Annotated in this window: 7 protein-coding genes; 2 read left to right on the top strand and 5 right to left on the bottom strand. The window is 37.9% G+C overall.

Going from position 1 to position 11,923, the window contains the following annotated elements; genetic code table 11:
• Window positions 1-7: 7 nt before the first annotated feature.
• The 4 genes from AC00Y6_RS00610 to AC00Y6_RS00595 all read right to left on the bottom strand — a co-directional run bounded on the left by AC00Y6_RS00610 (window position 8) and on the right by AC00Y6_RS00595 (window position 6,451).
• Window positions 8-2,260 carry a GH92 family glycosyl hydrolase gene (locus AC00Y6_RS00610; protein WP_474488682.1) on the bottom strand — a complete coding sequence of 751 codons (2,253 nt, stop codon included), beginning with the start codon at window positions 2,258-2,260 and terminating at the stop codon, window positions 8-10.
• Between the two features lie 112 nt (window positions 2,261-2,372).
• On the bottom strand, window positions 2,373-3,230 hold the full coding sequence (locus tag AC00Y6_RS00605; RefSeq protein ID WP_474488681.1) for an alpha/beta hydrolase: 858 nt from the start codon (window positions 3,228-3,230) through the stop codon (window positions 2,373-2,375).
• Window positions 3,231-3,248: 18 nt separating this feature from the next.
• On the bottom strand, window positions 3,249-5,492 hold the full coding sequence (locus AC00Y6_RS00600; RefSeq protein ID WP_474488680.1) for a UDP-glucose--hexose-1-phosphate uridylyltransferase: 2,244 nt from the start codon (window positions 5,490-5,492) through the stop codon (window positions 3,249-3,251).
• 32 nt (window positions 5,493-5,524) lie between these two features.
• Window positions 5,525-6,451: an aldose epimerase family protein gene (locus AC00Y6_RS00595; protein WP_474488920.1), complete on the bottom strand. Its 927-nt coding sequence runs from the start codon at window positions 6,449-6,451 to the stop codon at window positions 5,525-5,527.
• A 190-nt stretch (window positions 6,452-6,641) separates the two neighbouring features.
• On the opposite strand from AC00Y6_RS00595, the gene AC00Y6_RS00590 reads away from it, so the two are divergent.
• The gene (locus tag AC00Y6_RS00590; RefSeq protein ID WP_474488679.1) at window positions 6,642-7,637 is read left to right on the top strand and encodes a GntR family transcriptional regulator; all 996 of its coding nucleotides are present in this window, start codon (window positions 6,642-6,644) and stop codon (window positions 7,635-7,637) included.
• A 472-nt stretch (window positions 7,638-8,109) separates the two neighbouring features.
• Window positions 8,110-9,684 (top strand): T9SS type A sorting domain-containing protein, encoded by a 1,575-nt coding sequence (locus AC00Y6_RS00585; protein WP_474488678.1) that lies wholly within the window; start codon window positions 8,110-8,112, stop codon window positions 9,682-9,684.
• A 237-nt stretch (window positions 9,685-9,921) separates the two neighbouring features.
• On the opposite strand, the gene AC00Y6_RS00580 is transcribed toward AC00Y6_RS00585, so the two are convergent.
• Entirely contained in the window at window positions 9,922-11,871 is a 1,950-nt protein-coding gene (locus tag AC00Y6_RS00580) for a glycoside hydrolase family 97 protein (protein ID WP_474488677.1), read from the bottom strand.
• Between the last annotated feature and the right edge of the window lie 52 nt (window positions 11,872-11,923).

Genomic DNA, 11,923 nt, shown 5'->3' with positions numbered 1-11,923 from the left:
TTGTTATTTAAAAAGGTCGGTTTGAAGGATTTTTTCCGAAATCCGAAGGTGTATTTCCCATTTCAAAAACCAATTCACCACCCGCCATTAGGTCAGCGTAGCTGATATAGCTTTTTGTGTAGTGTTGACCGTTTAATCTTACAGATTGGATATAAATGTTTTGGTCAGAATTGTTGATTGTTTTTATTTTCAGCTTTTTATTCCCTGGTAGTTTTATCACTGCGCGGTCAAACAAAGGGCTTCCAAAAATAAAATCGCCGCCGGCCGGATTTACCTGATAAAAACCTAAAGCTGATAGTATATACCAACTTGACATTTGTCCACAATCTTCATTGCCCTGCAAGCCGTCAGGATTATTATGGTACATGTTTTTTAAAATAAAGCGAACTTTTTCTGCTGTTTTCCACTGTTCTCCTACATAATTGTATAAATAGACAGTGTGATGTCCGGGCTCATTGCCGTGCGCGTACTGTCCAATTAAACCGGATATATCAGGGGATGTATTTTCACCATCTAGACCTTTCACAACAAACAAAGCGTCCAGTTTTGCAGAAAAGGCTTTTTCACTTGGAAATAATCCGATTAATCCTGGGACATCTTGTGGAACCAACCATGTGTACTGCCAAGCAGTACCTTCACAGTAATCATCATTCCGATGGGTAGAATTATAGGGATTGAAAGGTACATTCCATGAGCCGTCTTTTCTTTTGCCTCGGAAAAATTCAGTTTCAGGATCCCAGTAAAGCTTATAATATTGGGCACGTTTGGCAAATATTTCAGCATCAGCCTTTTTACCTAATATTTTAGCCACTTTCGCAATCGCATGGTCTGCAATGGCATATTCTAAGCCTTTTGCCACAGATTCTTTTGCAAGATCGCTGGGGATATATTCATTGGTTCTTAGGTATTTTAAATCTTTATAATCCGACATCATCGAATGTTTCATGGCTTCAAAGGCTAGTTCGTAATCAAATCCTTTAAATCCCTTAAGAATGGCATCTGAAATTACCATAACTGAGGGAACACCAATCATTTCGTAAGTGTCGGAACCATATAAATGCCAAATGGGAAGCATCCCCGTTTGTTTATAAATCGCAAGCATGGTATTTACAAAATCGGCCACTTTTTCGGGTTGAGAAATAGTATAAAAAGGATGTGCAGCACGGTAAGTATCCCACAGCGAAAGTTGGGTGTAATTGGTAAAACCAGGCTCGGAATATATTTTTTTATCGGCACCTCTTATAGTTCCATCAGCATCGTTAAAGGCATTTGGTTGCATAAAGGCATGGTAAAGCGCGGTATAAAAAATTTGTTTTTCATCTGTGTTTTTACTTTTTACTTTAATTTTCCCCAATTCCTGATTCCATAGCGCATTGGTCTGTTTCACCACCCGGGCAAAATCCCAATGGTTGATTTCCGTTGTAATATTATTTTCAGCATTATCCATACTAACAGGAGAAACGCCTACTTTTATCTTCAATTCGGTTGTTTTGGGATCCAATAGAAAATTACCTTTTACATTAACCCCTTTAAAAGTTCTACCTTCAACAAAGACATTATTTGCATAAATTAATAGTTTAACAGGTTGCGAAAATTTTGCCGTAAAATAAAACTGTTGTTTTTTGGCCCAGCCATCGGCAAAGCGATAGCCTCGAATTGTATAGTCATCCTTCTGCTCGATATAAGTTTCTTTGGTTTCACTACCGTTCGCATCAAATAAAGAGATAATTAAACGCTTTTCCTGATCCGTATTTTTAGGATAGTTGTACTTGTGAAACGCAACGCGATTGCTGGCAGTAAGTTCTACATTAATCTTTGGATCTTCCAGGAAAACCTGATAGTAGCCTGGTGTGGACTCCTCATGTTGATGAGAGTAATGGGAACTGTATCCTGAAGTTGAATTTTCCTGCGTGCCTCTTTCTGACTTTACAGCGCCAGTATAAGGCATAAACTGGAGCGAACCCCCATCTGCACATCCTGTACCATTAAGGTGTTGATGGGAAAAACCAGTCACTACATTATCGGAGTAGTGATATCCAGATGTCCAATCCCATCCTTTGTTGAAGTTGTTGGGACCAATCTGTACCGCACCAAAAGGTACTGTAACGCCCATGAAAGAATGTCCGTGGCCTCCTGTCCCAATATAGGGATTCACAAATTTTACAAAATTTTGCCCATAAACCATTGATCCACATAGAGAAAGTAGGAGTAACACCTTTGTATAATGCCTTGCGTATTTGCCTTGTAAAGAGAAATTCATAAAATTAAATTTATATACTAATACGATTTAGTAAAAATAGAATTTTTTTTTGAAATCCAAGACAAATCTTATTTTACAAGTCGAAATTGTAAAATAAATCATACTACAGTAGCTAGTTCTTAGGTTTTAAATGGGACAGCCAATTCCTAATCTCATCAAGAATTACCTCATGATACTCATATTTGGTGTCAAATCCCCATCCGTGTCCACCTATCGGGTAGAGGTGAAGCGATGTACTAATATGGTGTTGGAGAAGAGCATTTGCGTAGTTGATACTATTCTGGGGAAGAACTGCCTTATCATCTGCCGACAAAATTATAAGAGCTGCGGGACTTTCATTATTGACCTGTAGTTCATTAGAATAGTCAATTTCTTGTTCAGAAGTTGCATTTTTTCCCAGTAGATTGTCATGGGAACCCATATGAGTAATTGCTTTATCCATGGTGATTACGGGATAAAAAAGGATCTGAAAAGCAGGTTTGTAAGGTTTTCTGATATGGTTGGCAGCGGTAGATGCTAAGTGACCCCCTGCAGAAAAGCCCATAATCCCAATATCCGCAGTATTAATGCCCCATAATTTTGAGTTTTCATTAATTGTTTTGATGGTCTTTTCTACATCATTTAATGGAATACTGGGATTTCCATTTGGTAAATGGTAATTCAGGACGAAAACAGCGATTCCCATTTCATTGAGAAAGGGAGCCCATTTTACCCCTTCATGATCGGTTGCCACAAATGCGTAAGCACCACCAGGACAGATAATTATAGCTCTGCCTGTTCGTTTTTCTGGTGATGATGGAAGAAAGGCTTGAACTTCTCCCGTTTGTGGTCCAGATATTTGATTGACATTCAACTTTGACCTGGCGGAATCAGAGACGTTGAACTTAAATGTTTCTTGCGCTAATGTTCGGAAGGAAATTAAAAGCAAAAAAGTGATCGCAATTTTTAAATAATCAGTATTTATTTTCATTGATGACGCTAATACGAGTTAATGAATATTGTTACCATTGTTATTCGCGGTATAGTGCAAAACAGGCAGTTTCCTCAGTGTTTCCGCACTTTGCTCGGGCGTAATATCCCTTTGTGCTTCGGCAAGAAGTTCGTATCCTACCATAAATTTTTTTACGGTGGCGGATCGAAGTAAAGGCGGATAAAAATGCATATGGAAATCCCATTCCGGATGCTGTTTGCCATCAGTTGGACTTTGATGAATTCCAGCCGAATAAGGAAAGGAAATCTCAAAAAGATTGTCATACTTAGTCGTCATATCTTTGATAATTTGAGCCAATGACCATTTTTCTTCTTCGGTACAATCACCAATGTTCGAGATATGACGTTTACTTACAATCATCGTTTCGTATGGCCAAGTTGCCCAAAAAGGAACTAATGCCACAAAATCTTTGTTTTCCAATACGATTCGCTCGCCGTTTTCGATTTCTTTTTCAAGGTAATCCTGCAATAGCGAAATTCCGTTTTTCCGATAGTAATTTTGCATGTTTTCCTGCGTTCTTGCCACCAGAGAGGGAATGTGTTCCTGTGCCCAGATTTGCCCGTGTGGATGCGGATTGCTGCAACCCATTATCTGTCCCTTATTTTCAAATATTTGTACATAATTTATATAAGGGAGCTGGCCTAATGTGTTGTATTCGTTCTGCCAGACATCAACCACATGTTTAATGGCATCAACGTTCATGAGGGGTAATGTCAAACTATGGTCATCTGAAAAACAGATGACACGGTTGATGCCCCGTTCTGCTTTGGCCATAAACAGCTCATCGTGCGAATGCTCTTCATCTAACTGCCCTTTTTCCTGTAAAAGTGCCCCAAAATCATTATTAAAAACATATGTCCCTTTGTAATCAGGATTTTTATCTCCATTCACTCTTGCATTTCCTGGACAGAGGTAACAATCTGAATCATACTTTGGATTGATTAATGAAGTTGGTTTTTCTTGTTGTCCCTGCCAAGGCCGGGTTGCTCTTTGTGGTGAAACCAAAATCCATTCATCCAAAAGCGGGTTGTAACGGCGGTGAGGTTGGTTTTTTACATCAAACTTTTTAGTTTCTTTCTTATATTCATGCACACCTTCTGCAATTTTTATTGGATAGACTTGTAGATCTATATTGTATTCTTTTTGGTATAGTTCGGTCAGCGTATCAATAAATTTTTGCATCTGTTGTTTTTTCACAAGATTAATGCTGCAACCGCCAAATCCTCCACCCATCATCCGTGCCCCTAAAACACCTTCCTGCTGAAGGGCTTTTTCGACAAGAAAATCCAATTCGTCACAGCTTACACCATATTGTTTGGAAAGTCCGTCATGGGTTTTGGTAATAAGTGTACCGAGTGATTCAAAATCCTTATTCTGTAACGCGTCAGCAGCCAAGGAAACACGTTCTATTTCATTTACAACAAAATTGCTTTTTTGATAAGCATCATTTCCAAGTTTCTCCCTGATATCATCAATCATTTGGTGCGTAACATGTCGCCAGGTTTTTACGAATGGGTAATTTGTTTTAATGATTGATAAACCTTCTTCTACCTTTTTCCTACTGGTATTATACCCAGATGTGAGGTGTGTATGTTTAACACCACTATCCAAAAGAATCAATGTATTCTCACCAAGATCAGCATCAAAGTATTCATAATCCAGCGTGTCGCAATCCAATTTGAATACTTTATTTTCTTCACCAAAAACGGAGGCAAACTGATCCATTATACCGCAGTTTACACCTGCGTAAGTGTGTTCGGCTTTTTGCCCTATAAGAGCCAGTTCTTCTTTTGAAAAACCAAAATTGAACAGTGAATTTAATGCATATGCAAATCCACATTCTAGCGCCGCAGAGGATGATAAGCCTGCTCCCATCGGAATATTACTGCTAAATGCAAGATTAATCGCCGGAACCTTTTTACCTCTTTCCTGAATCTGATGAATCACTCCCAAAAGATAATTGACCCAAGAATGACCTTCCAAAGGTTGGGGCTCGCCATGATGGAGATGACTTTCTTCCAGATCGATAGCGATAAATCGACTTTCATCATTTTTTTTTGACGGCGAAACGGCAAAGCAAATATATCGGTCTATCGCAGCCGGGAGTACAAAACCATTATTGTAGTCTATGTGTTCTCCAATTATATTAATTCTTCCTGGAGCAAGTACAATAATGTCGGGTTCTTCAAAAAAATCTTGCCGGAATTGCTCAATCGTTTTAGTAATAAGGGTGTTTTTCATAATCATGTTGTGATTTATTTTATTCTGATAATTTAAAGTTGGTGAAAAAAGGAATATTCAATTTGATTAATGTAGGTTTCGCCAGGAAAAAGAATACCATTTTTGAAGTTGGCATGATTGGGAGAATCCGGATAATTCTGAGCTTCAAAGCAAATCCCACTCGTCTTGTGATAGGAAACCATTCCTTTTCCTTCTAGAGGCGCACAAGCCCCACCCACATAAACATGCACAGTGGGTTGATTGGTGCGGACTTCCATTTTTAGTTTGTTTCTCGGGTTATAAAGTATTGCGGCAGGCTGATTCAGGTTATTAATTACAAAAGATGTGTCTATTTCTGCAGGGCAGTTATTCAATTTTAGAAAATTAAATTTTGTATCCTTCACCTCCAACATTTTTCCTGTTGGTATTAAGTCATTGTCGGTTTCTAAGATGCGATCCGCATTGATCTTCATTTTTAGCTGAGTAACATCACCATCATGACCCTGAAGGTTAAAATACGAATGTTGTGTCAGATTAATTAAGACTTCCTCTTTGGTTTGGGCAGTTAGTGTAACCTGAATACAAAAATCTTTTAGGTGATAAACTGCTGTCACTTGTGTCTTTCCGTCGTTCACAAGAATTGAATAGGTGATTTCATCTTCGGTTTGTGAAATGAGTTTCCAAAATTGGTTGCTGAGGTTAAGTGTTCCTCCGTGAAGGTGGTGTTTTCCGGTATTCTTTTCCAGTTGAACGGTTTGTTCTCCACTATGATATTTTCCGCCGTTTACTCTTCCTGCATGTAATCCCACCACCGCTCCCAGAAAAGGTTTTGCGGTCAATTCGTAGGATTTTTGATAGTTTTCTATATGGTCGAAACCGAGTACTACATCCACAAGTTGGTTATCCAAAGGGATTTTTATCGATGTAATCGCAGCTCCAAAATCACAGAAAGTCACCTTCATGCCTGTTTTACTAACGATTGTGTGAAATTTTTAGATGGATTCATCATAAAAAATAATAATAGCAATTGTTATAATGTATTAGTAATCATGATACTATTTTCCTTTGAAAACGAAAAGGGTACCTGGGTTTAAAATTAAAAACATTTATTATCTTGTCATACCAATACCTACCAGTTTGTATTGTTCAACCTACCGGATTTTAGAGATCATGAAAATAATAAGTATCGATAAACAAAGCGCAGAGCCACTGTATCAACAGATTGTAAAAAGTATAGAAAATGCCATTTTTCAAAAAAAAATATTCCGGAATGATCGCTTACCATCCGTTAATAAACTGTGTATCGAGTACAAAATCTCCCGAGATACGGTGTTACGCGCTTATGAAGAGCTCAAAAAAAGAGGGGTGGTGAAGTCGGTTCTGGCAAAAGGCTATTATATACGTACTGAAAATATTATATACAACAAAAACTATTTCGTTCTTTTTGATGAACTCAATTCTTTCAAAGAAGATCTTTTGAATGGTTTATCAAAATCGCTACCCAACGTGCATGTAGATGTGTTTTTTCATCATTTTAACCTCAATACATTTCGGAAGTTCATTTTCGATAATATGGGTGATTATTCAAAATACATTATCATGCCTGGTAATCTCGAAGGAGTGGAGGAAGTTATTTCCAAATTACCTGAAGAAGATGTATACATTATCGATCAAATGCGTCCGACCCTGAATAAGTATTCAGCAATTTATCAGAATTTTGTTGAAGATATTTACAAGTCCCTAAAATCGGCAAAGAATATACTTCAAAAGTACGATCATTATATTATCGTATTTCCCGGTGAAAAGGAACCCATCGATATGGTGAAAGGCTTTAAGAAATACTGTGAGGCTTATGATGTGCGGCATTCCGTAATTTCCAGTTTGGAAAACCATACAATAGAAAAAGGACAGCTCTTTCTAATTCCTAATGATCGTCAATTAGTAGAAATTTTGGAAAGTTGCGAGAAAAACAATGTAATGATAGGAGAGGACGTCGGAATTATATCTTATAACGAAACGCCTCTTAAAAAAGTAGTTTCAGGTGGTATTACTACAATTTCTACAGATTTCTTTAAAATGGGTCAACGGTTGGCAGAAATGCTGAATAATAGTGAAAGGGGACATATTGAAAATTCATCAAAACTAGTTATTCGTAAATCGATTTAGAAAATATTTTGTTCTTTTGATCATATTTTAGTTTTAGATTCTACACTTTTCATTTTGCAGTGCGGAAATTTATTTTATTATTTATCACTTTTTAAATTAAAAAATGGTGATTTTAATTGTTATTATTTAGAAGAAATTTATCCCATATTCAATCTGTTTTACATTTTATATCAATTAAAATAATAAATTTAAAATTCAAAATTACGCCTTAAGTATCTGATTTTAAGTGATTTGTTGGTGATGTTTTACATGGGAAATATTTTTTTAATATTAATTTTATATTAATATTTTTTTATTTTCATCTTATTTTTATATTTGATGCGATATCTGTCATGTAACATAATAAAAATTTTTTAATCAATTTACTAAAACGATTTTATATTGATTGATTTGTATTTTTTTTAAATATGTTCATAGGTATCAATAATATCAATTAATCTATTTTATTAACAAAAATCAAATTATTATTAGAATGAAAAACTACAGATTAAAAAGCAAACTACTAGGCTTAGCGGCAGTGTTTGCATTAACTGAGCTAGCAGTAGCTCAAACAGTGCCTGCAATTGACTGGCAAAAATCCTATGGAGGTAGCGCAACCGAAGTAAAGGAAGGAGGAAAAGAACCAGGTCCTACTACCGTGCAATATACTACCGATGGTGGTTACATTCTGGTTGGAACCTCGAACTCCAATGATGGTGACGTTTCTGGAAATAAAGGACAGCGTGACATTTGGGTAGTAAAAGTGAGCGGCTCGGGTGCATTACAATGGCAAAAATCATTGGGAGGAAGCCAAGACGACCGCGGATATTCTGTAAAACAGACTTCAGATGGCGGTTATATTATTGCAGGCACTACGCGTTCCAATGACGGCGATGTTACAGGTTATAAAAACTGGGAAGATTATTGGGTGGTAAAACTCGATAGCAATGGCGTCATCCAGTGGCAAAAAACGTATGGTGGTAGTAAAGACGATGAGGCTCGTTCTATTATCCAAACCACAGATGGTGGCTATATCGTTGCGGGATTCTCAAACTCTACCGATGGAGATGTAACGGGAAACAAGGGTGGATTCGATCATTGGATCGTAAAACTAGATCCTGCTGGTGTCATCCAATGGCAGAAAAACTTTGGAGGAGGTCAAGATGATCGAGCGTATGCTATACAGCAAACCACAGACGGGGGTTACGTTGTTGCAGGTACTGCACGTTCAACTGATGGTGATGTGACGGGATACAAAGATTGGGAAGACTTTTGGGTCGTAAAACTTGATGGTAGCGGAACTCTACAATGGCAAAAAACTTTAGGAGGTGCAAAAGATGATATTGCCCGCTCTATCGTGCAAACGGCAGATGGCAGCTACATAGTTGCAGGGTATTCAAATTCTACCGATGGTGACATCACAAATAATAAAGGGGGATTTGACCATTGGGTGGTAAAACTCAATAATAGCGGTACACTGGTATGGCAAAAGAATTTTGGAGGAAGCCAAGATGACAGAGGATATTCTCTTGAAAAAATATCGGATGGGAATTTCATTCTTGCAGGAAATGCACGATCCAATGATGGCGACGTAACTGGGTTTCGCAATTGGGAAGATTTTTGGGTTGTTAAATTTGATAATTCTGGATCATTGCTATGGCAAAAGGCTATGGGAGGCGCCCAAGATGATTCTGCACATTCTATTGCACAAACACCTGATGGATATATCATTTCCGGATACACCAATTCTACGGACGGCGATATAACAATGAATCACGGCGATTTTGACCTTTGGGTGGTAAAACTCAAAGATGCATCATTGGGCACACCAGATATTCAAGGTGCAAAAATCGCACTATCGCCTAATCCGGTAAAAGACATGTTGAACATCAGCAACTTTGACCAGGTGAAGAGCATTTCGGTATATAGCCAGACGGGACAGTTGGTAAAAGAAGCCGGGAAAAATGTATCTCAAATGTCATTTGCCACCTTCCCAGCAGGGGTCTATTTGGTAAAAATTACCACCTCAGATAATACCACAAAAACATACAAAGTAATCAAAAACTAATCATTTAAATTTTTCTTTTATAGAATACCACCTGCTTTAAAAACAGGTGGTTTTTTTATCTAGCATTGGGGTTTATGAAATGTTTAATACTACGATATTTCATCACATAATCTCATTTCATTATCTCAAGAGGTAAAGAAGAAAATTGCTTTCTCTTTCCATATCGGAACAAAAAAGCCATCCCTTTTGGGCCAGCTTCCTGTTAACCTTATGATAAGGGCTATGATTATTCAATCACTATTCAATCACCGCCGCAAATCCACCATTACGAACCATCTTAATCTTCAGCATTTCACCTTTTTTGGTCTGCGCTTCTTTTTTACGATAGTCCATTGCCTGACGTCCGGAATTAATTCCGTCTTCGAAAGACGTAATTTTGTAAGAGCGACCTTTTTCCAAAAAGTCCAACGGAATTTCAAAAGTTCTTTCCTTTTGGGCATTATTGGTCATTCCACCGATATACCATTTGTTGCCTTTCCTTTTCGCAACAATCGCATATTCACCGGCTACGGCTTTTAATGCTTTGGTTTCGTCCCATGTGGTGGGCACCTGTGTAATGAATTCTGTACATTCTGCATTGCGGTAATACATGGTTGGGTTATCGGCCAACATCTGCAGGCCACTTTCAAAAATTACAAATAATGCCATCTGATAGGCTCTTGTTCCGATACTTGCAGAGTTTGGACGGTCTGCACGATATACGTCTGGCTGCATGCTAATCATCGCACCCGGAGTATAATCCATCGGTCCTACTGCATTTCGCATAAATGGAAAATATACACTGTTATCAGGAGTACAACCTCCCATCTGCTCCATACCGCGAACTCCTTCATAAGAGATAATATTGGGATATTTATACTCTAAACCTTTTGGACTTATCGATCCATGATAATCCACAAATAGTTTGTATTTGGCCGCTTCTGCTGCTACACGTTCGTAATAATCCATCATCCATTGATCGCTGCGATCCATAAAGTCGATCTTTACCCCTTTCACTCCCCATTCAGAAAAAGTTTTGAAAAGGTCCATATTATTTTCAACGGTTAGCCAGGTCAGCCACAAAACAATTCCTACATTTTTCTCTTTTCCATAGCGGATCAGCTCATGAACATCCACTGCAGGATTAGGCATATAGGGATCGCGTGTGCTTTTTGCCCAACCTTCATCCATAATAATGTATTCAATGCCATATTTTGAAGCAAAATCGATGTAATACTTGTAGGTATCCAGATTGTAACCGGCCACAAAATTAACATCCGGCCCATACGGTGATGCATCATTCCACCATTCCCAACTTACTTTTCCAGGTTTTATCCAATCTGTATTTTTAATTTCGCTCTTTGGTGCCAATTGATAAGTCATCGTATTTTCAATCAACTTACGATCATCATTTGTGATCACAAAATAACGCCATGGTAAAGTGCGGGTTCCTTTTGTTTTGGCAATATAATCTGCTTCTTTTACCAATTTTACGCTTCGGTCACCATCATCGCCAAAGGCAAGAGGCTGTTTCGGGAATGCCGATTTCAGGCCATTATTCCCATTTCCTTTTAGGAACATTGCAGGATAATCGGAAACATCAGATTCTGCAATTAAGATTTTATACTGATTTTTGGTATCAACGAGTACCGGAAGGGTAGACATTTTGTCTGTCGATTTCCATTCACTGCTTTGAATCTGCGTGTAAGGTTCCTCATATGCTGTTTTGAAACCACCGGGTTGCTGCAAATGGAGCGTATATGCAGACGGAAAATTTACGTTAAAATCTTCTGCAATCACTTCCATATCTCCTTTTCGGGACGTCACAAACCGATAGGCTACCCCATCATCAAAAGCTCGGAATTCCAACGCATAACCTCCTTTAAAATCCAACGTAAGTTGATTGTATTTGTTTTTTACTTTTGAAAATTTGAGGGGAATTGTCGGTGTTAGTATTTCATCTGCGGAGGTTCTTTTTTGAGCGGATAATTTTGGTTGTTCTCCTAAAACTTCCTTACCAGTATGCAGAGCCGGTGCATTGTCTTTTAATAAAATAGTACCGTTGGCAAAGACGGAATAGCGAATTTTATCGCCTACATCAACCACTACTTTGAGGTCTTTGTTCGGCGAGGTGAGTTCAATTTTTTTCTGCCCGAAAATCATGGTGCACATGAAACACAGCAACGGGATTAACCTGTATTTGTTCATATTTTTTTGGTTTTTATGGGTATAACTATTTATTTTCCTGTTTTTGGATTAC

It is taken from the genome of Epilithonimonas sp. (assembly GCF_056329745.1).
This window is presented reverse-complemented; position numbering and strand designations above follow the sequence as displayed.

Bases quoted from the DNA above. Each gene is read 5' to 3' on its own strand.
- AC00Y6_RS00600 (WP_474488680.1), bottom strand. From the start codon at position 5,492: ATGAAAAACACCCTTATTACTAAAACGATTGAGCAATTCCGGCAAGAT.
- AC00Y6_RS00610 (WP_474488682.1), bottom strand. From the start codon at position 2,260: ATGAATTTCTCTTTACAAGGCAAATACGCAAGGCATTATACAAAGGTG.
- AC00Y6_RS00580 (WP_474488677.1), bottom strand. From the start codon at position 11,871: ATGAACAAATACAGGTTAATCCCGTTGCTGTGTTTCATGTGCACCATG.
- AC00Y6_RS00585 (WP_474488678.1), top strand. From the start codon at position 8,110: ATGAAAAACTACAGATTAAAAAGCAAACTACTAGGCTTAGCGGCAGTG.
- AC00Y6_RS00590 (WP_474488679.1), top strand. From the start codon at position 6,642: ATGAAAATAATAAGTATCGATAAACAAAGCGCAGAGCCACTGTATCAA.
- AC00Y6_RS00605 (WP_474488681.1), bottom strand. From the start codon at position 3,230: ATGAAAATAAATACTGATTATTTAAAAATTGCGATCACTTTTTTGCTT.